The organism is Frondihabitans sp. 4ASC-45, from assembly GCF_049472575.1.
GTDB lineage: Bacteria > Actinomycetota > Actinomycetes > Actinomycetales > Microbacteriaceae > Frondihabitans.
In genome coordinates this window covers 183,697-210,124 of the sequence record NZ_JBCEBN010000003.1, presented here as the reverse complement: position 1 = coordinate 210,124, position 26,428 = coordinate 183,697, and the positions used below count along the sequence as shown (strand labels likewise).

General features: G+C 67.6%; 20 protein-coding genes and 1 pseudogene. 13 read left to right on the top strand and 8 right to left on the bottom strand.

The features are described 5' to 3' along the window. The first annotated feature begins 8 nt into the window (after positions 1-8). The 3 genes from gcvT to gcvP are packed head-to-tail and all read left to right on the top strand — an operon-like array spanning position 9 to position 4,464. Positions 9-1,151 (top strand): glycine cleavage system aminomethyltransferase GcvT, encoded by a 1,143-nt coding sequence (gene gcvT, locus VH571_RS07130; RefSeq protein ID WP_423263911.1) that lies wholly within the window; start codon positions 9-11, stop codon positions 1,149-1,151. 26 nt (positions 1,152-1,177) lie between these two features. Continuing rightward, positions 1,178-1,552, top strand: coding sequence for a glycine cleavage system protein GcvH (gcvH, locus tag VH571_RS07125; RefSeq protein ID WP_194606759.1), 375 nt, complete (start codon positions 1,178-1,180; stop codon positions 1,550-1,552). Beyond that, positions 1,549-4,464: an aminomethyl-transferring glycine dehydrogenase gene (gcvP, locus tag VH571_RS07120; protein WP_423263910.1), complete on the top strand. Its 2,916-nt coding sequence runs from the start codon at positions 1,549-1,551 to the stop codon at positions 4,462-4,464. Before gcvH ends, gcvP begins: the two co-directional genes overlap by 4 nt. Positions 4,465-4,553: 89 nt before the next feature. Here gcvP and VH571_RS07115 read toward each other — a convergent pair whose 3' ends face one another. Together VH571_RS07115 and VH571_RS07110 are read right to left on the bottom strand one after the other, a co-directional pair. Next, the gene (locus VH571_RS07115) at positions 4,554-5,036 is read right to left on the bottom strand and encodes a peroxiredoxin (RefSeq protein ID WP_055963077.1); all 483 of its coding nucleotides are present in this window, start codon (positions 5,034-5,036) and stop codon (positions 4,554-4,556) included. Between the two features lie 61 nt (positions 5,037-5,097). Continuing rightward, on the bottom strand, positions 5,098-5,877 hold the full coding sequence (locus tag VH571_RS07110; RefSeq protein WP_423264020.1) for a CPBP family intramembrane glutamic endopeptidase: 780 nt from the start codon (positions 5,875-5,877) through the stop codon (positions 5,098-5,100). A gap of 329 nt (positions 5,878-6,206) precedes the next feature. Here VH571_RS07110 and VH571_RS07105 point away from each other — a divergent pair, with 329 nt between their 5' ends. The 3 genes from VH571_RS07105 to VH571_RS07095 all read left to right on the top strand — a co-directional run bounded on the left by VH571_RS07105 (position 6,207) and on the right by VH571_RS07095 (position 10,776). Further along, positions 6,207-7,967: an ABC transporter family substrate-binding protein gene (locus VH571_RS07105; RefSeq protein ID WP_055963074.1), complete on the top strand. Its 1,761-nt coding sequence runs from the start codon at positions 6,207-6,209 to the stop codon at positions 7,965-7,967. Positions 7,968-8,141: 174 nt separating this feature from the next. Then, complete coding sequence (locus VH571_RS07100; RefSeq protein WP_194606763.1) at positions 8,142-9,674, top strand: ABC transporter permease; 1,533 nt, start codon at positions 8,142-8,144, stop codon at positions 9,672-9,674. 49 nt (positions 9,675-9,723) lie between these two features. Further along, positions 9,724-10,776: an ABC transporter permease gene (locus tag VH571_RS07095; RefSeq protein ID WP_194606764.1), complete on the top strand. Its 1,053-nt coding sequence runs from the start codon at positions 9,724-9,726 to the stop codon at positions 10,774-10,776. A 53-nt stretch (positions 10,777-10,829) separates the two neighbouring features. Here VH571_RS07095 and VH571_RS07090 read toward each other — a convergent pair whose 3' ends face one another. Both VH571_RS07090 and VH571_RS07085 read right to left on the bottom strand, forming a co-directional pair. Further along, a complete protein-coding gene (locus tag VH571_RS07090; RefSeq protein WP_423263909.1) occupies positions 10,830-11,015 on the bottom strand; it encodes a hypothetical protein in 186 nt (61 codons plus the stop codon). 79 nt (positions 11,016-11,094) lie between these two features. Further along, positions 11,095-11,457: pseudogene (locus VH571_RS07085) on the bottom strand (PH domain-containing protein); the annotation flags it as partial. Positions 11,458-11,531: 74 nt separating this feature from the next. Here VH571_RS07085 and VH571_RS07080 point away from each other — a divergent pair. The 3 genes from VH571_RS07080 (at position 11,532) to VH571_RS07070 (ending at position 17,554) form a co-directional block, all read left to right on the top strand. Continuing rightward, positions 11,532-13,313: an ABC transporter ATP-binding protein gene (locus tag VH571_RS07080; RefSeq protein WP_423263908.1), complete on the top strand. Its 1,782-nt coding sequence runs from the start codon at positions 11,532-11,534 to the stop codon at positions 13,311-13,313. A gap of 176 nt (positions 13,314-13,489) precedes the next feature. After that, positions 13,490-15,397: a translational GTPase TypA gene (gene typA, locus VH571_RS07075; RefSeq protein ID WP_055963064.1), complete on the top strand. Its 1,908-nt coding sequence runs from the start codon at positions 13,490-13,492 to the stop codon at positions 15,395-15,397. A gap of 147 nt (positions 15,398-15,544) precedes the next feature. Then, a complete protein-coding gene (locus tag VH571_RS07070; protein WP_423263907.1) occupies positions 15,545-17,554 on the top strand; it encodes a S9 family peptidase in 2,010 nt (669 codons plus the stop codon). Between the two features lie 117 nt (positions 17,555-17,671). Here VH571_RS07070 and efeB read toward each other — a convergent pair whose 3' ends face one another. The 3 genes from efeB to efeU are packed head-to-tail and all read right to left on the bottom strand — an operon-like array spanning position 17,672 to position 21,074. Then, positions 17,672-18,952: an iron uptake transporter deferrochelatase/peroxidase subunit gene (gene efeB / locus VH571_RS07065; protein WP_423263906.1), complete on the bottom strand. Its 1,281-nt coding sequence runs from the start codon at positions 18,950-18,952 to the stop codon at positions 17,672-17,674. Positions 18,953-18,981: 29 nt separating this feature from the next. Next, positions 18,982-20,181: an iron uptake system protein EfeO gene (efeO, locus tag VH571_RS07060; protein WP_423263905.1), complete on the bottom strand. Its 1,200-nt coding sequence runs from the start codon at positions 20,179-20,181 to the stop codon at positions 18,982-18,984. After that, complete coding sequence (gene efeU / locus VH571_RS07055) at positions 20,178-21,074, bottom strand: iron uptake transporter permease EfeU (protein WP_423263903.1); 897 nt, start codon at positions 21,072-21,074, stop codon at positions 20,178-20,180. Before efeU ends, efeO begins: the two co-directional genes overlap by 4 nt. Before the next feature lie 136 nt (positions 21,075-21,210). Between efeU and VH571_RS07050 the strand changes: the two genes are divergently transcribed. The 4 genes from VH571_RS07050 (at position 21,211) to VH571_RS07035 (ending at position 25,358) form a co-directional block, all read left to right on the top strand. Then, positions 21,211-22,539 (top strand): PIG-L family deacetylase, encoded by a 1,329-nt coding sequence (locus VH571_RS07050; RefSeq protein WP_423263902.1) that lies wholly within the window; start codon positions 21,211-21,213, stop codon positions 22,537-22,539. A 3-nt stretch (positions 22,540-22,542) separates the two neighbouring features. Beyond that, positions 22,543-22,869, top strand: coding sequence for a ferredoxin (fdxA, locus tag VH571_RS07045; RefSeq protein ID WP_055963045.1), 327 nt, complete (start codon positions 22,543-22,545; stop codon positions 22,867-22,869). Positions 22,870-22,882: 13 nt separating this feature from the next. Continuing rightward, positions 22,883-23,983, top strand: coding sequence for a succinyldiaminopimelate transaminase (gene dapC / locus VH571_RS07040; RefSeq protein WP_423263901.1), 1,101 nt, complete (start codon positions 22,883-22,885; stop codon positions 23,981-23,983). A 61-nt stretch (positions 23,984-24,044) separates the two neighbouring features. Continuing rightward, complete coding sequence (locus tag VH571_RS07035; protein ID WP_423263900.1) at positions 24,045-25,358, top strand: citrate synthase; 1,314 nt, start codon at positions 24,045-24,047, stop codon at positions 25,356-25,358. A gap of 99 nt (positions 25,359-25,457) precedes the next feature. Here VH571_RS07035 and dapD read toward each other — a convergent pair whose 3' ends face one another. Then, the gene (gene dapD, locus VH571_RS07030; RefSeq protein ID WP_423263899.1) at positions 25,458-26,414 is read right to left on the bottom strand and encodes a 2,3,4,5-tetrahydropyridine-2,6-dicarboxylate N-succinyltransferase; all 957 of its coding nucleotides are present in this window, start codon (positions 26,412-26,414) and stop codon (positions 25,458-25,460) included. Between the last annotated feature and the right edge of the window lie 14 nt (positions 26,415-26,428).

The window sequence follows — 26,428 nt, the reverse complement described above, 5'->3', positions numbered from 1 at the left end:
AGTCCTGAATGACCGATGCCATCGTCCCTCCCGCCGAAGACGCGGTCGAGCCGCGCTACAGCCCGTTGCACGAGGTGCACGTCGCGGCCGGAGCCAGCTTCACCGACTTCGCCGGCTGGCAGATGCCGGTCCGCTACTCGTCCGACCTTCAGGAGCACCACGCGGTGCGCACGGCAGCGGGGCTCTTCGACCTGTCGCACATGGCCGAGATCGCCGTCGTGGGGCCGGGCGCCGGGGCTTTTCTCGACCACGCCCTGGCCGGCTTCCTGTCGACGATCGCGGTCGGCCGCGCTAAGTACTCGCTGCTGCTCGCCGATGAGGGCGGCATCATCGACGACCTCGTCGTCTACCGCCTCGACGAGCACGACTTCCTCGTGGTGGCGAACGCGGGCAACCGCGACGCCGCGTTCTCGGCTCTCGCGACCCGCGCCCACGACTTCGACGTGACGGTCGACGACGAGAGCGACGACACCGCGCTGATCGCGATCCAGGGGCCCGAGGCCGTCGGCGTGCTCGACGAACTCATCACCCGCGATCGGCTCGCCCCCGACGCCCCCCTCTCCGAGCTTCGTTATTACCGGGTGCTCCAGGGCACCTTCGACGATGCGCCCGTGCTGATCGCCCGCACCGGCTACACGGGGGAGGACGGCTTCGAGCTGTACATCGACAACGAGACCGCTCCGGTCCTGTGGCAGTCCCTGGCCGAGGCGGGTGCCCCGCGCGGCGTCGTGCCCGCCGGTCTCGCGAGCCGCGACACCCTGCGTCTCGAGGCGGGCATGCCCCTTTACGGTCATGAGCTCGGTCTCGACACCAAGCCGGCGCAGGCCGGTCTCGGCCGTGTCGTCGACGCGAGCAAGGCGAGCTTCGTCGGCCGTGACGGCGTCACCGCGTCCGATGATGCCCGCGTCCTGGTGGGCCTGACCCTCGAAGGGCGCCGCGCCGCACGTGCCGAGTACTCGGTGGTCGATGAGGCCGGCGCCGTCGTCGGCGTCGTGACGAGCGGCGCGCTCTCGCCGACCCTCGGCCACCCCGTGGCCATGGCCTACGTCGAACCCGCCTCGTCCGCAGTCGGCACCGTGCTCGGTGTCGACGTCCGCGGCACCGTCATTCCCGCGACCGTCGTCGCACTCCCGTTCTACAAGCGCTCCTAAGCCGAGATCGTCGAAAGGCCACCCCCGTGTCTGACCTGACCACCCTGAAATACACCGCCGAGCACGAGTGGCTCCTGATCGACGGAGACACCGCCACCGTCGGAATCACCGACTACGCCGCCGACAAGCTGGGCGATGTCGTCTACGTCGACCTCCCCGCCGTGGGCACCGACGTCGAGGCCGGCAAGGTCGTCGGCGAGATCGAATCGACCAAGTCGGTCGGTGAACTGTTCGCCCCCGTGCTCGGCACGGTCACCGAGATCAACGACGCGGTCGTCGACAGCCCCGACCTCGTCAACTCCTCGCCGTTCGACGACGGCTGGCTCGTCAAGATCTCGCTCTCGGGCGACCTCCCCGCCCTCCTGACCCGCGACGAGTACGTCGCCCTCACCGCCGAATGAGCGCCGAGCAGCGGGCTAGCGGCCTGATCGAGGGCACCGCGGCCGAGGGCTTCGTCGACCGCCACATCGGCACGACCCCGGAGTCGCAGCGCATCATGCTCGACGCGATCGGCGCCGAGAGCGTCCGCTCGCTCGTCGAGCGCGCCGTCCCCGACAGCATCCACGCCCGAACCCTCGCCTCGAGCGTGCTCCCGGAGCCCATCGGCGAGCAGGAGACACTCGCAGAGCTCCGCACCATCGCGAACCGCAACACGGTCAACCGCTCGTTCCTCGGCCTCGGCTACTACGGCACCGTCACTCCGGCCGTGATCCAGCGCAACGTCCTCGAGAACCCGAGTTGGTACACGGCCTACACGCCCTACCAGCCCGAGATCTCGCAGGGGCGTCTCGAAGCCCTGATCAACTTCCAGACCATGGTCTCCGAGCTGACGGGCCTCACCACCGCCAATGCGTCCATGCTCGACGAGGCCACCGCGGTGGTCGAGGGCATGCTTCTGGCTCGCCGCGCGTCGAAGTCGAAGGCGAACGTCTTCGTCATCGACGCCGACGCCCTCCCTCAGACCAAGGCTCTCCTGCACGGCCGTGCCGAGGCCGTCGGCATCGACCTCGTCGAACTTCCGCTCGCGCGAATCGACGTCGATCAAATCCCCGAGGCGTTCGGTGTCTTCGTTCAGTACCCCGGCGCGTCCGGAGCGGTCTGGAACCCCGAGCCCGTCGTCGATCGCGTCCACCTGGGCGGCGGTCTCGCCGTCGTAGCGGCCGATCTCCTCGCGCTGACCATGATCACGGCACCCGGCGAGTTCGGTGCCGACGTCGCTGTCGGCACGAGCCAGCGCTTCGGCGTACCCATGGGCTTCGGCGGCCCGCACGCCGGCTACATGGCCGTGCGCACCGGCCTCGAGCGCCAGCTTCCCGGCCGTCTCGTCGGCGTCTCGCAAGACGCGGTCGGCAACCCCGCCTACCGCCTCAGTCTGCAGACCCGCGAGCAGCACATCCGCCGCGAGAAGGCCACCTCCAACATCTGCACGGCGCAGGTGCTCCTCGCCGTCATGGCCTCCATGTACGCCGTCTACCACGGGCCGTGGGGGCTGAAGCACATCGCGAAGCGCACGCACCAGCACGCGGTCGACCTCGCAGCGGGCGCGGAGGCCGCAGGCCTCGGATCCTCGGCTCTGCCCTTCTTCGACACGGTCACCGTGACGGTTCCCGGCCGCGCAGGCGCGATCGTCAGCGCCGCCCATGAGCGTGGCTACCTGCTGCTCGAGCTCGATGCCGACACCGTCTCGATCTCGACCGACGAGACGACGACCCGCGACGACCTCGCGGTGCTCGGTGAACTGCTCGGCATCGCGGTGCCCGAAGGATCCAGCTCGCCGCTTCCCGAGGCCCAGTTGCGCACCAGCGATTACCTCACGCACCCCGTCTTCCGCACACACCGCAGCGAGACGAGCATGATGCGGTACCTAAAGCACCTCGCCGACAAGGACTACGCGCTCGACCGCGGCATGATCCCGCTGGGGTCGTGCACGATGAAGCTGAACGCGGCGACCGAGATGGCTGCTGTGACCTGGCCGGAGTTCGCGAACATCCACCCGTTCGCACCCGCGGCAGACGTCCGGGGCTACCTCGAACTCATCGGGCAGCTCGAGGGCTGGCTCGCCGAGGTCACCGGGTACGACACGGTCTCGCTGCAGCCGAACGCCGGAAGCCAGGGCGAGCTCGCAGGCCTCCTGGCCATTCGCGGGTTCCACCTGGCGAACGGCGACGACGCGCGCACCGTCTGCCTCATTCCTCAGTCGGCGCACGGCACCAACGCAGCCAGCGCCGTCCTCGCGGGCCTCCGAGTCGTCGTGGTCGCCTGCGACGAGCAGGGCAACGTCGATCTCGCCGACCTGCGGGCGAAGGTCGAGTCGAACGCCGAAGAGCTCGCCGCACTGATGATCACCTACCCGTCGACGCACGGTGTCTACGAGCACGACATCCGCGACATCACCGACGCCGTGCACGCCGCCGGCGGGCAGGTCTACGTCGACGGAGCCAACCTCAACGCGCTGCTCGGCTTCGCGCGGTTCGGCGAGTTCGGCGGCGACGTGTCGCATCTCAACCTGCACAAGACGTTCTGCATCCCGCACGGCGGTGGCGGGCCCGGAGTCGGGCCGGTCGCGGCGAAGGCGCACCTCGCGCCGTTCCTACCCGGGCACCCGCTCGCACAGCAGGCCGATCGTCGAACCGGCGCTCCCGCGGCAGTCGGCACCGACCGTCTCGCCCACGCCGGCGTGCCCGTGTCGGCCGCACCCTACGGGTCGCCGAGCATCCTGCCGATCTCGTGGGCGTACGTCCGCATGATGGGAACCGACGGCCTCACCGAGGCCACCGGGGCAGCCGTGCTGTCGGCCAACTACGTGGCGGCGCGTCTTCGCGACCACTACCCGGTGCTCTACTCAGGCGACGGCGGGCTGGTGGCGCACGAGTGCATCCTCGACCTCCGGCCGCTCCGCGACGAGACCGGTGTGACCGTCGACGACGTGGCCAAGCGCCTCATCGACTACGGATTCCACTCGCCGACGATGTCGTTCCCGGTTGCCGGCACTCTCATGGTCGAGCCGACCGAGAGCGAAGATCTGGCCGAGATCGACCGCTTCGTCGACGCGATGATCGCGATCAAGCACGAGGCCGATCGGGTCGGCGCCGGCGAGTGGTCGGCCGAGGAGTCACCGCTCCGTGGCGCTCCGCACACCGCCGAGTCGGCGATCGTGGGGGAGTGGACGGCCGCGTACAGCCGCGAAGAAGCCGTCTACCCGCTGAAGTCGCTGGTCCGCTCGAAGTACTGGCCGCCGGTGCGCCGGATCGACCAGGCGTACGGCGACCGCAACCTGTTCTGCGCGTGCCCACCCGTCGAGGCCTTCGCCTAGTCGCATGACACCGCTTTTCGGTGCCCCACCCGCCCATCGGCGGTGCCTGGCCCGAAAAGCGGTGTCAAACCGGGGCTACGCGGCGACGGCTACGCGGCGAGAGTCTCAGCGACAGCCTTCTGCAAGACCTCGGGCTTCTGAAAACGCGCGCCGACGAGCGCAACGTGCTTCCACCGCAGCACACCCGCGGCGTCGATGACGAACACCGACCGGCGCAGGCCGATCCCGGCAAGACCGATGCCGTAGGCGCTGACGGCCTTGCCCTGCTCGTCAGACAGAAGCGGAAAATTCAGCCCCTCTTTGCGGGCGAACCGTTCGTGGCTGTCGAGGCCCTGCTTGCTGATGCCCCAGACGGTGGCTCCGAGCGAGGTGAAGCCGGCGAGCTCGGTCTGGTAGCTGCAGAGCTGGGCGGTGCAGACGGCCGATTCGTCGCCCGGGTAGAACGCCAGGATCAACGGCGAACCGGCGGCTGCCGACAGGGAGTACTCCGACCGGACCACCTCGCCGTCGACGAGCTGGATGCCGGGAAGGGTGAAGTCGGGGGCCGCGGCGCCGACATCGGGGATGCTCATGCCGCAACGGTAGTGCCGCCGGCCCGCGAGTCAGCAGGGAATGAGCCGGCCCGGCACGAGGTCAGCCGGGCGTCCCGAACAGCGCCGGGAAAGCGGCGGCGGCCCACGGGTAGCCGACGAAGACCGCCGCATCCATGAGGAAGTGCGCGATCACGAGCGGCAGGATCCTGCCGAATCGCAGGTAGAGCCACCCGAAGACGAGGCCCATGACGGCGTTGCCGACGAATGCTCCGAAGCCCTGATACAGGTGGTAGGTGCCGCGGAGAAGGGCGGCCGACAGAAGGATCCAGACGGGTCGCCACCCGAGGTCGCGCAGCCTCGCGAACAGGTAGGCGACGACGATCACTTCTTCGGTCACACCGGAGCGCAGCGCAGAGAGCAGCAGCACCGGCACGGTCCACCAGTGAGCGGCGAGATTCGTCGGCACGACGTCGACCGTGATGCCGATGGCGCGCCCGGCGAAGTAGAGGGCGAGGCCCGGGACGCCGATGGCCAGGGCGAGACCGGCACCGCCGAGGGCATCGCGCCAGAAGCGGCGACCACTCGACAGGTCGAGGCCGAGACGCGCCAGGTGGGGCGAGGCGGCCTGCCAGAGGAGGAACCCGACGAGGATGACCGGCACGAGGTCGAAGGCGATGCCGAGCACCTGATAGACGAAGTCGAAGAGTTCGCGGCTGTTGAGAGAGTTGTTGAGGTTGGCCGTCTGGCTCGACAGGGGAGTGGGTCGGGTCAGCAGATCGAGGATCTGCACCACGGAGTACACGGCGCTCGCCCCGAGGGAGAGGCCCAGGACGAGGAGGATCTCGGCGCGCAGGCGACCTCGCGTGGTGCCGGACGGCAGAGGAACGGCCGCCGGGAAATCGAGCGGGGCACGGAAGAACGGGCGGCGGGTCACCGGGCAATGATGTCAGACCGAGTTACCCCGCTTGAAATACTTGGACGCACCTGCATGCTGCCTGAAACGCAGGATTATTGCGTCACGCAGGAGCCCCGCGCGGTTTAACGGCCACCCGTGCAAGAAACTCGCTTGGCGTGTTTCCAAGTCGTAACGCTTTGTTCGGCGGTTTGGCGAATTGCAACCCGTTCCTTAGTGTCTTCTTATCCAGAGCGGTCCGCCGTGCCCCTTGCCCGGAGCCGCTGTGCGTCACATTCCATCAGGAGGAACATTCAGTGAAAATCACTGGTAAGCGACTGCGCCCGCTCGTCGGGGCCATTGCACTCGTAGGGGCGGCCACTGTCGTCCTCTCCGGCTGCACCACCTCGGGTGCCACCGACAACGAGACGTCCAAGACCGGCGGCAACGTCACGATCGCCCAGGTCAACGAGGTCTCGTCGTTCAACTACAACACCCCTCAGGGCAACCTCGACACGAACGGCATGGTGAACTACCTCACCCAGCCGCAGTTCTTCACTCTCGACGACCAGTACAAGATCGTTCACAACTCCGATCTCGGCTCGTACAAGAAGCTCAGCGACAACCCGCTCAAGGTGGAGTACACGCTGAACGACGACGACAAGTGGTCCGACGGCACGGCGATGACCGCTGACGACCTCCTCCTCGGATGGGCTCAGGCGTCGGGGTACTACGACTCGGCCACCCTGAACGACGCGGGTGAAGTCACCAAGGGCACGCAGTACTTCTCCACCGCGGCTGGCGCGCCGTTCTCGACCAACCTCCCGACGGTCTCGAACGACAACCACACCATCACGTACACCTACGACGAGCCCTACGTCGACTGGGAGCTCGTGAACCCGATCCAGTTCCCGGCGCACATCGTCGCGAAGAAGGCCGGTGTCTCGACCGAAGACCTCACGAAGGCCATCCTCGACACGCCCAAGGGCGACACCGCGAAGCCTGCTTCGCCCAACAAGACGATCCTCGCCGCGGCGAAGCTCATCAACACCGGCTACGACGCCACGTCGCTTCCGAGCGACAAAGACCTGCTTGTCTCCGGCGGACCCCTCCAGGTCTCGGCCTGGACCCCGAAGCAGTCGATGACGTTCGTCCCGAACAAGGAATACAAGGGCGACCACACCGTCAAGTTCTCGAAGCTCGTCATGCGCTTCATCGGCGATGCGAACGCTCAGGTGACGGCTCTCCAGAACGGCGAGGTCGACGCGATTCAGCCGCAGCCCTCCGCTGACACGGTCAAGGCCCTCAAGGCCGCGAACTCCACCGTCATCGACGGCAGCCAGGTCGCCTACGACCACCTCGACCTCAACTTCGGCTCGTCGGTCTTCAAAGACGAGAACGTGCGCAAGGCGTTCCTTCTGACCATCCCTCGCGAAGACATCCTCAAGTCGATCGTCACCCCGATCAACTCCAGCGCCAAGGTGCTCGACTCGCAGGTCTTCCTGCCGGGCCAGGAGGGCTACGAGGAGTCCGTCTCGAAGAACGGCTCGAGCGACTACGACAAGGTCGACATCGCCCAGGCCAAGAAGCTCCTGAACGGTGCGACTCCGACCGTCAAGATCCTCTACAACACCCTGAACCCCAACCGCGTCGACTCCTTCCAGGCCATCCAGGCCTCCGCCGCCAAGGCCGGCATCAAGGTCACCGACGGTGGCTCGCCCAAGTGGAGCGAACTCCTCGCCGGTGGCGACTACGACGCGTCGATCTTCGGCTGGGTCAACCCGGGTGCCGGTAACGCCGCCCTTCCGCAGCTGTTCGAGACCAACAACAGCGGAAACTACAACAAGTACAACGACAAGACCGTCAGCGACCTCGCGGTCAAGACGCAGACGACTCTTGACGCTGACCAGCTCCTGACCGAGAAGGAGCAGATCGACGCCGGCACGTTCGCCGACGCCTACGGCCTGCCCCTCTTCCAGACGCCGGGCCTGTTCGCGACGAACTCGAACCTCAAGGGTGTCAAGTTCTTCGGTGGCCAGACCGGAATCGTCTGGAACATCTGGGACTGGACCAAATAGCAAGAGCGTGACCGGGTTGGCCGTCTGACGGCCATCCCGTTCCACACCTCGACAGGGCGGGCGTCGGGTTCTCACAAGAACTCGACGCCCGTCGTCTGCCGAGTCCCGTAGTAGCCTCGTCATGCTCCTGTCCGGCATGAACGGGCGCGTCCGCATCGCAAAGGTCCCGAATCAATGGTCAGCTTCATCCTGAGACGAATTCTCGTCTCGATCCTCGTCCTGGTCGCCGCGTCGTTCATCATGTACGTGCTGGTCGCCAACTCGGACAACCCGCTCCGAGATCTGCAGACCGGCAACTCGCCGAACAAACAGGCCCTCATCGAGGCGCGCATCCAACAGCAGCACCTCGACGTGAACCCCGTCCTGCGATGGGGCATCTGGCTCGGCGGCGTCGCCCGCTGTGTGGTCCCGATCGGCGGCAGCTGCAGCCTCGGTGTGAACTTCCAGAACCAGCCGATCACGGCACTGCTGCCGGCGGCCATGGGCTCCACCCTCCAGCTGGTCACCCTCTCGTTCCTCCTGGCCATCGTGCTGGGTATCGCGCTCGGTATCATCACCGCGCTTCGCGTCTACAGCGGCTTCGACTACACGATCACGCTGTTCAGCTTCTTCCTCTTCTCGCTGCCCTCGTTCCTCATGGCGGTCCTGCTGAAGACGTTCGTCGCCCTCGGCTACAACAACTTCCTTCAGGATCCAAAGATCCCGCTCTCGACATTGCTCATAGCCGGAGTGGTGATCGGCGCCATAATTCAACTCGTCGTCGGCGGAACGATCCGTCGGCGCCTCCTCGCCTTCGTGATCTCGGGAGGCGCCACCGTGGTCGTCCTCGCCGCTCTCTCGGCGTCGGACTGGTTCGCCCGTCCGGCACTCGGCCCCTTCGCCGTCATTCTGTTCTCCCTCGGCATCGCCTTCGCGGTCGTCGCCCTTCTCGCCGGTCTCAACAACCGTCGGGCGTGGATCACCGCGGGTATCAACGTCGTGCTCGCCGTGATCGCCTACTTCACGCTGCAAGGCCTCTTCAACATCTCGACTCTTGGCACGATCCTCACTCTCGCGGTGGCGACGCTCGCCGTGGGGCTCATCAGCGGCTTCCTGGTCGGCGGATACGACCGTGGCCTGATGATGCGCATCGGCGCCCTGACCGCCGTGCTGTCGGCAGCCGTGGTGCTCCTCGACCGCTTCGTGGCGTCATGGGCCAACTACGTCGACGCCGTCGGCGGGCGTCCGCTTGCGACCGTGGGCTCGCAGACACCGGGGCTGGGCGGCGACTTCTGGATCTCGGGAATCGACACCTACACCCACCTCCTGCTTCCGACCATCAGCCTGCTGCTCATCTCGTTCGCGGGATACACGCGATACGCCCGCTCCGGCATGCTCGAGGTGCTCGACCAGGATTACGTCCGGACGGCGCGTGCCAAGGGCCTTCCCGAGCGGACGGTCATCGTGCGCCACGCCTTCCGCAACATGCTGATCCCGATCGCGACTCTCGTGGCGACCGACGTCGGCGCCCTGCTCGGCGGCGCCGTCATCACCGAGTCGGTCTTCGCTATCAGCGGCATGGGCAACCTCTTCATCACGGGGCTCACGGCGACCGACGTCAACCCGGTCATGGGGTACTTCCTGGTCATCGCCATCACGGCGATCGCCTTCAACTTCCTCGCTGACTTGGCCTACGCCGCCCTCGACCCGAGGGTGCGTGCGCGTTGAGCCTTCCGCTGCGTTCCGCCGTCAACCCGAACCACCGAAAGGCCCCCCGATGAGCACGATTCAAGGCAACCCGCTTGAGCCGAGCATCGGCGATGGCGTCGATCTGGCTTCGCGCAAAGACGACAACCCGGGTGAGAGCCAAGGGCGCATCGTCTACAAGCGCTTCGTCTCGAACAAGGTCGCCGTCGTCGCGATCATCGTCTACGTCCTCCTGATCGTGCTGTCGATCTCTGCGATCGGCCTCGGGCCCATTCCCGGCTGGTGGAAGTACGACTACAAGAGCCTCAACTCTCTCGTCAACGAGGGTGCACCCACCCTCAAGCTCTTCCCCTTCAGCCTCGGCGACCACCCGTTCGGCCAGGACCGCATCGGCAAGGACTACTTCGCCCTGACGATGCGAGGAATTCAGAACTCCGTCCTCGTCATGATCCTGATCGGACTCGTCGCCACGGTCATCGGCGTCGTCGTCGGTGCTCTCGCGGGCTACTTCCGCGGCTGGGTCGACTCGGTCCTCATGCGGATCACCGACGTCTTCATCGTGATCCCCGCGCTGGTGATCGGCCTGATCGTCGGCAAGTCCGCCGGTGCCGGAGGCCTTGGCGCATTCGGCCTCGCGGCCCTCCTTGGTGTCGTGTCCTGGATGGTCATCGCCCGTCTGGTGCGAAGCGAGTTCCTCTCCCTACGAGAGCGGGAGTTCGTCGAAGCCGCCCGGGTCGCCGGCGCCTCCGACGCGCGGATCATCTTCCGCCACATCCTGCCGAACGCCATCGGCGTGATCATCGTCTCGTCGACGTTGCTCGTCGCCTCGGCGATCCTGCTCGAAACAGCCATCAGCTACCTCGGCTTCGGTATCAAGTCACCCGACTCGTCTCTCGGTCTGCTGATCAGCGGCAACCAGTCGGCCTTCTCCACCCGACCCTGGCTCTTCTGGTGGCCGGCCGCTTTCATCGTGATCCTGGCCCTGTGTGCCAACTTCGTCGGCGACGGCCTCCGCGACGCGTTCGACCCGCGCTCCAAGCGCTTCAGCCTTCGCAAGACGGCCGAGCCCGACGCAGCCGAGGTGTCGACCCAGGTGTCTCCGACACCGCCGGTCACCAAGTGATGGCGACCCGCTTCGCGGGTGTCGTAGCCCCGCGCGGGGTGAGCAGCGCCAGCTCAGACTCGACCGAGCAGCACGGCTCCCGCGACAGCCAGAACAACAACCGCCGCGAGCGGCTGCCAGAGCCACTCGACGCGAACAGCCATCTTGTCGGCCAGGCCGAGTTCCAGCGCACCGTTCTCGCGCAGGTGCTCCCATCGTTCGCGGACGAGGTCGGCGGCAGCGCCCGACTCGGTCGTCACGAGGTCTCCGGGCCGCACGGTGCTGCCGAGGTCGCCGCGGGGGGCTGCTGCGCGTCCCTTTCTCGCGACGCTGCGCCATGGCGGCTCCGGTGCGACCGGGCGCCGGTGCGGCCCAGGCCGCGTAGGTGTGGCCGGGCGTGTGAAGAGTCAGGGCGAATCGAGTGCTCACGTCGATCAGCGCGGCCCAGGGCACGTGGATTCGACGAACGACGTTGGTAAGGGTGACGCCGTCGGCATCGACCTCGACGCGGGGGCGCCACAGGGCGATCCACGTCAGAGCGGCGATAGCCGCGGCCGTCAGTATCTCTGCCGCCGCCGACTCGGGGTTGCCGACAGCCTGACTCACGGCGACGAACAGAAGCAGCGCCCAGATCGCGATGGCCAGCCCGCGGTTGAAACGAGAGACAAAAGAGGCGTCTGTGGGCGATCCGGGGTCCGACATGACTCCATCGTCGCAGAGGTGCCCGTGACAGAGTGCACACCGGCTAGCGCCGGCCGAGAAAGGACCACCGACTGATGTCCCAGGTCAACGAGACACCCGCCCGTACGACGAACGACGGCGCTCCCGTCCTTGAGGTGACCGACCTCGACGTCGACTTCGCGGTCGACAACGTCTGGGTGCCGGCTGTCAAGAAGCTGTCGTACTCGATCAAGAGCGGCGAAGTCATGGCGCTGGTCGGCGAGTCCGGGTCGGGCAAGAGCGTCAGCTCCATGTCGATCCTCGATCTCCTGCCGCGGAACGCGCGTGTCGGCGGCAGCATCAAGCTCAACGGCCGGGAGCTCCGCGGCATCTCTCCGGCGCAGATGCGAGGCGTCCGCGGTCAAGACGTCGCGGTCATCTTCCAGGAGCCAATGACGGCTCTCAACCCGGTGTTCACCGTGGGCGCGCAGATCGTCGAGACGCTCCGCGTGCACTACGGGATCGCGCCCTCGAAAGCACGGGAGCGGGCCATCGAGCTCCTGGGCATGGTCGAGCTGCCGGATCCTGAGAAGGCCTTCAACTCGTACCCGCACCAGCTCTCGGGCGGCCAGCGCCAGCGCGCCATGATCGCCCAGTCGATCTCGTGCGACCCCGGCCTCCTGATCGCCGACGAGCCCACGACCGCTCTCGATGTGACGGTCCAAGCCGAGATCCTCGACCTGATCCGCAGTCTCCGCGACCGTCTCGGCAGCGCCGTGCTGCTCATCACGCACGACATGGGCGTCGTCGCCGACATCGCCGATCACATCGCGGTCATGCGCCAGGGCGAGGTCGTCGAGGCCGGCCCCACACTCCAGATCTTCCGCAACCCGCAGCACGAATACACGAAGGCCCTCCTGGAGGCCGTGCCGCACCTGGGGCAGGGCGGTGGTGAAGACGATGTCGTCGACATCACGGAGGCCATGGCCGAGACCGTCGCCGCCGTCACACACGAGTCGGCTCCCGTCGACGGACGGCCTCACGTGGAAGACCGCGACGACACGGATGCCGTCCTGAACTTCAAAGACGTCGTCATCGAATATCCCGGTCGGGGTCGGGTCAAAGCGTTCCGAGCCATCGACCACGTCGATCTCGTCGTTCGCCGGGGCGAAGTCGTCGGCCTCGTCGGGGAATCAGGATCCGGCAAGACCACGCTCGGGCGAGCCGCAATCGGCCTCCTCCCCATCACCGAGGGGCACCTCTCCGTCGTCGGCACCGACCTGTCGAAGCATTCGCGCGCGCTGACGCGCCAGGTGCACAAGAACGCCGGCATCGTGTTCCAGGATCCCTCGTCGTCGCTCAACCCCCGGATGAGCATCGGCGACAGCATCGGCGAGCCGCTTCTTCTCGCGAAGAAGTTCAAGGGGCAGGAGCTCACCAACGAGGTCGAGTCGCTCCTCGACAGCGTTCGCCTGCCGAAGAGCTACCGCACCCGCTACCCGCACGAGCTCTCGGGTGGGCAGAAGCAGCGCGTCGGCATCGCGCGTGCGCTCGCTCTCCGACCTCAGCTGCTCATCGCCGACGAGCCGACCTCGGCGCTCGATGTCTCGGTGCAGGCCACGGTGCTCCAGCTCCTCAAGGAGCTGCAGCGCGAGTTCCAGTTCGCCTGCTTGTTCATCACCCACGACCTCGCGGTGATCGACATCCTGGCCGACCGCATCGCGGTCATGCACAAGGGTCGGCTGGCCGAGGTCGGCACGCGCGATGCGATCCTCCGCCACCCGCAAGATCCCTACACGCAGCGCCTCATCGCGGCCGTCCCCCTGCCCGATCCGGAGGTGCAGCGCGAGCGACGCGAGTTGCGCGCCCAGATCCTCGCGGCCGGCTCGGACGAGTAGCCGACCGCTCACGGCAGTCAGGAGCACCCCGCGACGCAGGCCGCGGGGTGCTCCTCGTTCCGCTCTGGGAGGACGTTTCCCGCTGTTCACCCCGCTCCGGGTAGACTCTTGAGGTCGGGGCCATGGTTGCCCCCAATCGACTTTCTCTCCTCCCTCTCGAAAAAGGACGTACAACTATGGCGACTGCCATCCGCAGTGACCTGCGCAACGTGGCAATCGTTGCCCACGTCGACCACGGCAAGACGACTCTCGTCGACGCCATGCTCAAGCAGACCAACTCCTTCGACGCGCACTTCGACACCGAAGACCGCATGATGGACGGCAACGAGCTCGAGCGCGAAAAGGGCATCACGATCCTCGCGAAGAACACCTCGGTGCTCTACAACGGCGAGCACGCGACCGACGGTCCGATCACGATCAACGTGATCGACACCCCGGGCCACGCCGACTTCGGTGGCGAGGTCGAGCGCGGCCTCTCGATGGTCGACGGCGTCGTCCTTCTCGTCGACGCGTCCGAGGGCCCTCTGCCTCAGACCCGCTTCGTCCTTCGCAAGGCACTTGCCGCGAAGCTCCCTGTCATCCTCCTGGTCAACAAGACCGACCGCCCCGACGCGCGCATCGACGACGTCGTCGCCGAGTCGCAAGACCTCCTTCTCGGCCTCGCATCCGACCTGGCCGACGAGGTCGAAGACCTCGACCTCGACGCCATCCTCGACGTCCCCGTCGTCTACGCCTCCGGCCGCGCCGGCGCCGCGTCGACCAACAAGCCCGAAAACGGCTCGCTGCCCGACAACGACGACCTCGAGCCGCTCTTCGACGCGATCCTCAAGCACGTCCCGGCTCCGACCTACGACGACGAGCACCCTCTCCAGGCGCACGTCACCAACCTCGACGCCTCACCGTTCCTCGGTCGTCTCGCCCTGCTGCGCGTCTTCCACGGCACGCTGAAGAAGGGTCAGACGGTCGCCTGGGTCAAGCACGACGGCACCGTTCAGAACGCCCGCATCACCGAGCTCCTCGTCACCAAGGCTCTCTCGCGCTACCCCGCCGAGAGCGCGGGCCCCGGTGACATCGTCGCCGTCGCCGGCTTCGACACCATCACCATCGGTGAGACGCTGTCCGACCCCGACGATGTGCGTCCGCTGCCGACCATCACGGTCGACGACCCCGCCATCTCGATGACGATCGGCACCAACACCTCGCCCATCATCGGCAAGGTCAAGGGGCACAAGCTCACCGCCCGCATGGTCAAAGACCGCCTCGACCGCGAGCTGATCGGTAACGTCTCGCTCAAGGTCGAAGACATCGGGCGCCCCGACGCCTGGGAGGTCCAGGGTCGTGGCGAGCTCGCTCTGGCCATTCTGGTCGAGCAGATGCGCCGCGAGGGCTTCGAGCTCACCGTCGGCAAGCCGCAGGTCGTGACGCGTCGCGTCGACGGCAAGCTACAGGAGCCCTTCGAGCACATGACCATCGACGTGCCCGACGAGTACCTCGGTGCCGTCACGCAGCTGATGGCCTCGCGCAAGGGTCGTATGGAGAACATGGCGAACCACGGCTCGGGCTGGGTCCGCATGGAGTTCATCGTCCCCGCCCGCGGCCTGATCGGCTTCCGCACGCAGTTCCTCACCGACACGCGCGGTACCGGTATCGCCAACGGCATCAGCCACGGCTACGGCCCCTGGGCCGGCGAGATCCAGACCCGTACCAACGGCTCGATCATCGCTGACCGCTCGGGTGTCGTCACGCCCTTCGCCATCATCAACCTCCAGGAGCGCATGACCTTCTTCGTGCAGCCCACCGAAGAGGTCTATGAGGGCATGGTCGTGGGCGAGAACTCGCGCGCCGACGACATGGACGTCAACATCACCAAAGAGAAAAAGCTGACCAACATGCGTCAGTCGACGGCTGACAACTTCGAGTCGATGACGCCCTCCAAGGTGCTCTCGCTCGAAGAGGCCCTCGAGTTCGCCGGCGACGACGAGTGCGTCGAGGTCACCCCCGACGCAATCCGCATCCGCAAGGTGGAGCTCGACGCGTCGGCTCGCCAGCGCTCGACCGCTCGCCTGAAGAAGCAGAACGCGTAGTCGTACGACTCCCGCTCGACGGAACGCCCCCGGATCCTGGTCTTCAGGATCCGGGGGCGTTCGTCGTTCACTCCGGCTCGGCCGGAACCGGAGCCGCTGCGGCCTCGTGGCAACGGCCACGCCTCGACCCCGCGTAGGGTCGTAGGGGTGAAGTCCACCGACCTGAATCTGCTCGTGTCCACGTCTCACCCCACGATCTCGCCGGACGGCAAGCGCATTGTGTTCGCCGTCACGCGACCCGACATCGACGGTGACGCCTACGTCGGCCAGCTGTGGCAGGCTCCGGCAGACGCCTCTTCTCCGCCCGAGCGACTGACCCGTGGTTTCCACGACTTCAGCCCGGCGTTCTCGCCCGACGGCTCGACTATCGCGTTTCTGCGGGCCACCAGCGACGGTGCTCCTCAGCTGCAGGTGGTCCGAGCCGCGGGTGGAGAGCCGCTCCAGGTCACCGATCTGAAGCTCGGCGTCTCCGACTTCTCCTGGTCGCCTGACGGCTCTCGTCTCGTCTTCGTGTCACGCGTGCCCGAGGAGGGTCGCTACGGCACGGTCGAGGGGATCTCGTCGAGCGCCGAGCCGGCCCGCACGATCACGACGACGCGGTACCTCTCGAACGGCGTCGGTTACACCAGCGACCGCCATGCGCAGCTGTTCGTCGTCGACGTTCCCGACATCGGAGCAGAGCCCTTCGTGAAGTCGGCCCCGTATCCGGGTGCGATCAACGACGCGACGGGGCGGCCGGACGGCGAGCCGTCCGGGCTCCCGACGGCGCGTCAACTCACCTCGGCCGCTGCCGACCATGCTCACCCGCGCTTCACGCCCGACGGCTCCGAGATCACCTTCGTGGCCTCGCTGCACGAGGGCAGCGACTCGGATCTCCGCTCCGGGGCGTACTCCGTGCCCGCAGCGGGGGGCGACATCACGACCCTGGTCGGCCCCGAGCTCGACCTCGGCGTCGACGACATCCTCGTCGAGCCGAGCGGGAGTGCGTTCGTCCTCGCCTCCGAGACCGGTCCGACCGGGCTCGAGTTCGTCGGCACGAACGCGGCGCTCTACGTTCGTTCGGCGGCCGGGGTCGCGCTGACGCGGCTGACCGACCCGGAGAACGTCGATCTCTCCTCGTCGAGGCTGGTGGGCGCCGGAAACGGCGCAGTGCTCGTGGCGGAGACGACACGCGGCACGGTTCAGCTGCTGCGTGTCACAGCGGATGGCGTGACGACGCGCCTCACCGAGGGAAGCCTGGAGGTCACCGGGTACGCCGTCTCCGGGGCCACGACGGCAGTGACCTACATCGACGAGTCGACAGCGGGCGACGTCGCGGTGGTGGAGAGCGGGTCGTTCGACCGTGTCACCGACTTCTCCGCCGCCGTTCGCGCGACCGGGCTGCGCGAGGCCGTCGAGACCACGATCGAGGCTCGAGACGGAACCCCCATCCACGGCTGGGTGCTCACTCCGTCGGGGGAGGGGCCGCACCCCGTGCTTCTCGTGATCCACGGTGGGCCGTACTCGCAGTACACCGGGTCGCTCTTCGACGAGGCTCAGGTCTATGCCGACGCCGGCTACGGCGTCGTCATGTGCAACCCGCGGGGCGCCTCCGGATACGGTCAGGCCTTCGGGCGGGCCATCCAGAACCGCATGGGCACCATCGACATGACCGACGTCCTCGACTTCCTTGAAGGCGCGGTGGCTGCCAACCCGAGCTTCGATGGGGAGCGAGTCGGCATCATGGGCGGTTCGTACGGGGGCTACCTCACGGCCTGGACGATCGCGCACGATCACCGGTTCGCGGGTGCGATCGTCGAGCGCGGGTTCCTCGACCCGGAGTTCTTCATCGGCACCTCCGACATCGGCACCTTCTTCGTGGAGCAGTACACCGGGGCCGACCCCCAGGCGATGGCCGCGCAGAGCCCGCAGGCCTTCGTGTCGCAGGTGACGACGCCGACGTTCGTCGTGCACTCGGAGGACGACCTCCGCTGTCCGCTGCCGCAGGCTGAGCGGTATTACCTCGGCCTCGTGCGGGCCGGCGTCGACACCAAGATGCTGGTGTTCCCGGGTGAGAACCACGAGTTGTCGCGATCGGGTCGCCCGCGGCACCGGGTGCAGAGGTTCGACGAGATCCTCGGCTGGTGGGCGGAACACCTCCCCGTCGCTGCTTCGTAGCGGCCGAGGGTGAAGTGAAACGGCCACCGGGACGCCCTACGGTGTTCAGGATTGGCCGTTTCGCGTCGCTCCGCTGTGCTTCACAGGGTCAGAGCGAGTGAACGCAAGCGGCGCGTACTACGCGAACAGCGTCTCGCCCACAAACCCTCCGGCACGGGCTCCGGGCGGCACCGCGAAGATGCCGCTCGACACGTGTTGCAGGTATTCGCCCATCGCGTCGTTCGCGGCCAGGGCGTTCTGGATCCGGACGAACTGCGCCTCGGGGTCGCGCTGGAAGCTGATGAAGAACAACCCGGCGTTGAGGCGACCGAGGTCATCGTTGCCGTCGACGAAGTTGTAGCCGCGGCGCAGCAGCTGAGCGCCGCCGTTGTGGTCGGGGTGGGCGAGCGACACATGCGACGTGGTCGCGACGAGCGGCACCCCGTGCTGCTTCTTGGTGAAGTCGACGGAGCTGAACTCGGTCCCGCCCGAAAGCGGAGCGCCCTCGCCCTTGTCGCGACCGACGACGACCTGCTGCTCCTTGAGCGACTGGTGGTCCCAGGTCTCGATCTGCATCCGGATCTTGCGGGAGACCAGGTAGGTGCCGTTCGCCATCCAGGCCGCGCCGTCGGATCCTTGGGCCCAGACGTCTTTGCGCACGAGCGCCGTGTCTTCGGCCTTGAGGTTGGCCGTGCCGTCTTTGAAGCCGAACAGGTTGCGGGGTGTGGTCTGGCCGCGGGTGGTCGACGAGGTGCGGCCGAATCCGAGTTGCGACCAGCGGAGCGAGGCGCGGCCGAACGCGATGCGCGACAGGTTGCGGATGGCGTGGACGGCGACCTGCGGGTCGTCGCTGCACGCCTGAATGCAGAGGTCGCCGTCGCTGGCCGCGGCGTTGAGGTTGTCGCCGGGGAACTCGGGCAGGTCGATCAGCTTGGGCGGGCGTTTCGAGGCGAGGCCGAAGCGATCGTCGAACAGCGAGGGGCCGAAGCCGATCGTGATGGTGAGGCCCGAAGCCGGCAGACCGAGCGCTTCTCCGGTGTCGTCCGGGGGAGCGTAGAGCGAGCCGCCGGTGGCACCCGTGGGCGACACCTCCTGCCCACGGGTCATGCGGCCGGCCGCGTACGACCAGTCTTTGAGGAGGTCGATGAGCTCGGCGCGCGTCACGCCCGACGCGATGTCGAAGGCCGCGAAGTGCAGGCGGTCCTGCGCCGCGGTGACGATGCCCGACTGGTGCGTGGCGTAGAAGGGGTAGGTCGTGTTCGCGCCGCTCGAGGCGGCCGCGGCACTCGTGACCGCCGACTCGATTCCGAGTGCCGAGCCTGCGCCGATCACGCCCGCGCCGAGGCCCACTCCGGCCAGGCCGAGCAGCCCGCGCCGCGACAGTCCGGGGCGCGGAGCGGTCTCGTCGTCTGTGGGCACGCTTGTCTGCCTGTCTCTCACCCTGTGCCCTAGCCGAGGAGCGCCGCGGTGAGCTTCGACAGGGGCTCGCTGAGGGCGTTGACGCCGTCGGAGAGCGCCTTCTTGTCGGCTGCAGTGAGCTTCGTGTACGACGGGTACGAGGTGTCGAGGCTGCCGTACTTCGCGAGGAGCGCGTCGAGTGACTTGAACTCGGAGTCGAGCTCGGTCGCGAGCGACTTGTCTTTCGTGAGGAGGATCGAGCGCACGCCCTCGTAGGCGACCTGCGCGCCCTCGAGGTTGGCCTGGAAGTCGTAGAGGTCGGTGTGCGACCAGGTCTCTTCTTCGCCGGTGATCTTCGACGTCGCGACCTCGTCGAGGAGGCCGACAGCGCCGTTGGCGATCGTGTCGAGCCCGACGCTGAAGTCGGAGGCGGTGACCTCGTCGTAGAGCTGCTTGGTGTTCTTGGTGAGCTGCGCGGCGAGGGACTTCTTCTCCGCGGCGGTCAGAGCGGTCTTGTAGTCGGAGCGGCCGGGAACGGCGGCGGTCGGCTGCCACAGGTCTTTCTCGATCCGGTGCCAGCCCGTCCACTTCTCGCCCTTCTCGAGGTCGGCGGCGCGGTTGTCGAGCTGGGGATCGAGGTCGCCGAACGACTCGGCGACGGGTTCGATGCGCTCGTAGTGCGCGCGTACCTCGGGGTAGAGCTTCTTGGCCGCCGCGTCGTCGCCCGCGAGCCACGCGTCGAGGAAGTCCTGCGTGCCGGTCACGAGCTGGCCGGTCTGATCTTTGATGTACCCGACGTAGGCCTTGTCGGCCGCGTCGATCTGCTGCTGCTCGGTGCCGGTCGCCTTGATGGTCTTGCCCGAGTCGGTGACGGTGAACTTGGCGCGAACGCCCTCTCCGACGAGGCCGGGGATGCAGGCGGTGTAGTAGTCGCCGGCCGCGAGCTGGGTGGTCAGCGTGCCCGACGTTCCGGGCCCGATGTTCTCTTTCTCGCTCAGGATCCGGAGCCCGTCCGAGGCGAGGACCTCGAACTCGGTGTTGTCGGATCCTTCGTTCGCCATCGTGAAGGTGACCGTTCCGCTCGGCGCGGTCGTGGTCGAGACCTCGCAGCTCGAGTCTTTGCCGGTGACGCTGACGGTCGTGGCGCCATTCGACGAGGATCCCGCGGACGGGTTGTTCTCGACGCAGCCGGTCAGGGCGAGGGCGGCGACGGCGACTCCGGCCGCGAGGCCGAGGGGGCGAACGATCATTCGGGTGCTCCAGTGCTGAGAACGGACTCGCGCGAACCCGGGGTGGGCGTCGAGTCGGCGGTGGTGGTCGAGGGGGAGGTCGTCTTCGCCGGGCGGCGCCGTGTGGCGCGGAGGAAGAGCGGGAGGACGACCACGAGATATGCGAGCCAGACGATGGACTGCAGCACCGTCGGGCGCGGGGTGAAGTTGACGAGGCCCTGGAGAAGGGTGCCGTACCAGCTGGTCGGCGGAATCGCACGCGAGATGTCGAACGCGTAGACACTCGCGCCGGGCAGGACTCCGGCCTCCTGCAGGTCGCCGATGCCGTACAGCAACACGCCGGCGGCGACGATCACCAGGAAGAACCCGGTGATGGTGAAGAACTTCGCCAGGTTGAGGTGGACGAAGCCGCGGTAGATGCCGATCTCGATCACGATGGCCGCGGCGATGCCGAGAAGAGCGCCGATGGCGGGAATGGCGGTGCCTCCCGCGGTCGACACGGTCGCCCAGACGAACAGCGCCGTCTCGATGCCCTCGCGGCCGACCGAGAGGAACGCGAGGCCGACGATCGCCCAGGCGCCGCCGAGGAGGGCCTTGTCGAGGTTCGACTGCAGGTCGTGCTTCATGCTGCCGGCGGTCTTCGCCATCCAGAAGGTCATCGTCGTGACGAAGCCGACGGCGATGATCGACAGCCCGCCGCCGATGATCTCCTGCGCCTGGAAGCTGAGGCCGTAGCGGCCGAAGGTGAGCAGGGCACCGAGGCCGAGCGAGAGAACTGCGGCGAGGGCGACGCCGGCCCAGATCCGGGGCAGCACGTCGCGCCGCCCGACCTTGACCAGGTAGGCGATGAGGATGCCTACGACGATGGAGGCCTCGAGACCTTCGCGGAGGCCGATGAGGAAGTTGGCGATCACGGGCGAGCCTTATGAATCGGATGGGCCGGAGCCGGTCGGCGGGGCGATGGCCCTGGCCGGGTGAGGTCGACTTATGTTGGTAAGCCTTGCCTAACCACGGACGACAATAATGGCCGCTCGCCTATCCTGTCCAGTGATGAGCACTTCCGAGACCGACCCTCCAGCCCCTGTTGCCTCGACATCGAGAGACCGAGGGAGCGACCTCGAGCGCGTCCTCGTGGTGCACGCCCACCCCGACGACGAGACGATCGCGACAGGGGCGCTGCTGGCGACCCTCGTCGACGACGGCGCCCAGGTGACGGTCGTCACCTGCACTCGCGGAGAGCTCGGCGAGGTCATGCCCGACGACCTCGCCGCCCTGCGCGGTCGCGACGCCGCGCTCGCCGCGCACCGACAGAACGAGATCGCCGAGGCGATGGCCGTTCTCGGGGTGGCCGACCACCGGTTCCTCGGCACCGAGAGCGCTCGCACGCCCGGTCTTCCCGTCCGCGCCTACCGCGACTCCGGCATGGAGTGGGGGAGCGACGGAATGCCCATCCCCGTGGCCGACGTGCACCCAGCCGCGTTCTGCTCCGCGTCCTTCGGCGAGATCGTCTCCGACCTGGCGGCCGTGGTCGACGACGTGCAGCCGACCGCCATCGTCAGCTACGACGTCGACGGCGGCTACGGGCACCCCGATCACGTCCGGGTCAACCGCGTGGTAGCACGAACCGCCGAGATCGCGGGTGTTCCGTTCTTCGCGATCACAGGCGGCACCGTCGAGATGGAGACCTCGTCCGGCGGGAGGCCGTCCGGGGTGCCGGCCTTGGCGGGCGCCGACGTCGTCGTCGATGGCACCCTCGTGCTCGAGCGCAAGGTCCGAGCCCTCGAGGCCTACCGCTCGCAGGTGCGCGTCGTCCGCACGCCGGGCGGGCCCGCCCTGGAGTTTCCGCACGGCGCCATCGAGCCGGTCAGCGTCGTCGAGACGTTCCGTCACGTGGCCGAGCCGGAGCCTGCGTCGTTCCCGCAGGGTGCCGGCTTGGACGAGCTCGGCCCGCTGGGCAAGGGCCTGACCTACGGCGCCTCGCTCGTCGCCGGCGCCCTCTTCGGGGCCATCGGCACGATCGCCCATCAAGAGACGGCGGGTGGCTTCCCGGTCGGGGCGACGCTGGCGCTGGCCATGGTCGCGGCACTGCTGATCGGCTTCAGGATCCAGTTCGGCTCACGATTCGTCGGCGTCCTCGCCGCCCTGGGAGTGGTCGGCGTCGTCGGCCTCCTGTCCCTTCCCCAGTCGAGCGGAACCGTGCTCGTTCCGGGCAACGCGCTCGGCTACGCGTGGCTCTTCGGCCCGGTCGTGATCGCCCTGTTCGTCTTGGGCTGGCCCCGTTTCGGGGCTCTGCGGGCCGCACGGGCCGCGCGGGTCGATAGACTGGGACACTCGCCGCAGAGTCCGACCGACCTGCCCGATGCGAAGGAACAGATTTAGCCCGTGACGTATGTGATCGCCCTCCCCTGTGTCGATGTCAAAGACCGCGCCTGCATCGACGAGTGCCCGGTCGACTGCATCTACGAGGGTGAACGCTCGCTCTACATTCACCCCGACGAATGCGTCGACTGCGGTGCCTGCGAACCGGTCTGCCCCGTCGAGGCGATCTACTACGAAGACGATCTTCCCGACAAGTGGTCCGAGTACTACAAGGCCAATGTCGAATTCTTCGACGAGATCGGCTCGCCGGGCGGTGCCGCCAAGATCGGCGTGATCGCTCACGACCACCCGGTCATCTCGGTTCTGCCGCCGCAGGCCGCCGAGCACTGATCGGCGTCTCGGCGTGGCTCTGACTCTTCCCGAGTTTCCGTGGGATTCCCTGGCCGGCGCCTCGGCCACTGCGCGCCGTCACGAGGGCGGCATCGTCGACCTCTCGGTCGGATCGCCCGTCGACCCGACCCCGGCCGTCGTGCGCGACGCCCTGCGTGAGGCGACCGATGCGCACGCCTATCCGCAGGTCGCCGGCACCCCGGCCCTCCGCGCCGCCATCATCGACTGGTATGCCGAACGGCGCGGCGTCACCGGCCTCACCGACGCGAACGTGCTGCCGACGATCGGCTCCAAAGAGCTCATCGCCGGCATGGCCCTCTGGCTCGGTCTCGGCCCGGGCGACACTGTCGTGTACCCGACAAACGCCTACCCAACCTACGAACTCGGCGCGGCACTGGTCGGCGCCACCGCCCTCGCCTCCGACGACCCCGCCGAGTGGCCTCGGTCGACGAAGCTCGTATGGCTTAACAGCCCCGGCAACCCCGACGGCCGAGTCCTCTCCATCGAGCAGCTCAAGGCCGCCGTCGAGCGTGCCCGCGAGCTCGGGGCCGTCGTCGCTGGCGACGAGTGCTATGCCGAGCTCGGCTGGGAGGCGGAGTACGACGACACGGCGACACCCTGCATCCTCGACGAGCGCGTGATCGGCGACAGCCGCCGAAACGTCATCTCGGTCTACTCGCTGTCGAAGCAGTCGAATCTCGCGGGCTACCGCGCCGGGTTCATCGCCGGCTGCGGCGAGATCGTCGGGCAGCTGCTCGGTGTGCGGAAGCACGCGGGTCTCATGCCTCCGGCGCCGGTGCAGCAGGCCATGGTCACAGCCCTCGGTGACCACGAGCACGTTCGCGCCCAGAAGGCGCTCTACCGAGGGCGGCGCGACCGGCTCTCGCGAGCCCTCGTCGCCGCCGGATTCCGCATCGACGACAGCGAGGCAGGCCTCTACCTCTGGGCCACCCGCGACGAAGACGCCTGGGCGACCGTGGGGTGGCTCGCCGACCGGGGCATCCTGGTGGCGCCGGGCACGTTCTACGGGGTGAGCGGTGCACGTCATGTGCGCATCGCGCTCACCACGACCGACGAGCGGATCGACGCGGCCGTGAGTCGTCTCGCCGGCTGAGCCGTCGGATCCTGCGCTCGGGGGTGCTCGCGCCCGGTGCCCCTCCTACTAGGCTGAACGAGTGACTGACACTGCCAACGACGCCCAGAAGGCCACGCAGCAGACGGCGAAACTCACGTTCCCGGGCGGAACGGCCGAGTTCCCGATCGTCCCGTCGAGCGACGGGGCATCGAGCGTCGACATCTCGACGTTCATGAAGCAGACGGGCTACTCGACGCTCGACGCCGGATTCGTGAACACGGCCGCGACCAAGAGCGCGATCACCTACATCGACGGCGACGAGGGCATCCTCCGCTATCGCGGGTACCCGATCGAGCAGGTCGCGGCGAACTCGACTTTTCTCGAGACCGCGTGGCTGCTGATCTACGGTGAGCTGCCGACCGCCGACGAGCTCGCCTCGTTCGACGCGCGCATCCGCCGCCACACTCTTCTGCACGAAGACCTCCGCCGGTTCTTCGATGCGCTGCCCGCCTCGGCTCACCCGATGTCGGTGCTGTCGTCGGCCGTCGGCGCGCTGTCGACGTTCTACGAAGACACCATGGACGTCAAAGATCCGGCGCAGGTCGAACTCCAGACCATCCGCCTCTTGGCGAAGCTGCCCGTCATTGCGGCCTACGCCCACAAGAAGAGCCTCGGGCAGGCGTTCCTCTACCCCGACAACAGCCTCTCGTTCGTCGACAACTTCTTGAAGCTCAACTTCGGCACGATGGCCGAGCCGTACGTCGTCAACCCGGTGCTCTCGAAAGCCCTTGAACGCCTGCTCATCCTCCACGAAGACCACGAGCAGAACGCGTCCACTTCGACGGTCCGCCTCGTCGGCTCGACCGAGGCCAACATGTACTCCTCGATCTCGGCCGGCATCTCGGCCCTCTACGGTCCGCTGCACGGCGGCGCCAACGAGGCCGTGCTCAAGATGCTCGCCGAGATCCGCGACTCCGGTCAGGGCGTCGCCCGCTTCGTCGAGCGCGTCAAAAACAAGGAGGAGGGCGTCAAGCTGATGGGCTTCGGCCACCGGGTCTACAAGAACTACGACCCGCGCGCCAAGCTCGTCAAGGAGAGCGCCGACGAGGTTCTCGCAGCCCTCGGCGTGAAAGATGAGCTGCTCGACATCGCCCTCGAGCTGGAGCAGGTCGCGCTCAGCGACGAGTACTTCATCTCGCGCAAGCTGTACCCGAACGTCGACTTCTACACCGGCATCATCTACAAGGCCATGGGGTTCCCGCCCCGCATGTTCACGGTGCTCTTTGCCATCGGGCGGCTGCCCGGGTGGATCGCGCACTGGCGTGAGATGAACGTCGACAAGGCCACCAAGATCGGCCGACCGCAGCAGCTGTATGTCGGAGCGACCGAGCGCGACTGGCCCGAGCGTCGCTGACCGTCTAGGCGTGCGACCCCTAGTCGCGTTTCGCAGGTTTAGTCGCGGCATTCCGCGACTAAACCCGCGTATTGCGACTAGCTGACGCGGATGCCTGGGTCAGGCGTGCAGCGCCTCGTTCAGCGTCACGCCGGTGCCCTTGCGCTGCAGCACCTCGACGGCTCCGGTCAGCGAGTTGCGGCGGAATAGCAGCCCGGCCCGGCCCGACAGCTCGACGGCCTTGACCGTCTGCTGCTTGCCGTTCGTGTCGGAGGCTGAACCGACGACGACCACCTTCGTGCCGGCCGTCACGTAGAGGCCCGCCTCGACGACGGTGTCGTCGCCGATCGAGATGCCGATGCCCGAGTTCGCTCCGAGCAGGGCCCGGTCGCCGATCGAGACGCGCTGGGTGCCGCCGCCCGAGAGCGTGCCCATGATCGAGGCGCCGCCCCCGACGTCGGAGCCGTGCCCGACGATGACGCCCTGCGACACGCGACCCTCGATCATGGAGTCGCCAAGCGTTCCCGCGTTGAAGTTGACGAAGCCCTCGTGCATGACGGTCGTGCCCGGTGCCAGGTGAGCGCCGAGGCGCACGCGCGACGCGTCGGCGATGCGCACCCTCTCGGGCAGCACGTAGTCGAGAAGGCGGGGGAACTTGTCGACGCCGGTCGCCTGGATCCCCGCGCGCTGCAGGCTTCGGCGCAGCCGGCCGAAGTCGTCGGGGTGCACGGGGCCGGCGTTCGTCCATACGACCGCGGGCAGGTGGGCGAAGATGCCGTCGAGGTTGATCGTGTTCGGCTTGACGAGCAGGTGGCTGAGCAGGTGCAGGCGCAGATACGCGTCGGGGGTCGACGCGGGTGCCGCCTCGAGGTCGATTCGCACCGTGACGGGCTCGAGCGTCACGGCTCGGCGGTCGTCGGGGCCGGCCTGCTCGCCGATCTCGGCCGGCGCGAGAGCCGGGTCGCGATCGGCGGGAAACTCGCCGAGAACGGGCGAGCCGAACCACGTGTCGAGGATCGTGCCGTCGGAGGCGATGGTGGCGAGGCCGTAGCCCCAGGCGGCGGAAGAAGCACTCATGGCAAAAGGCTATC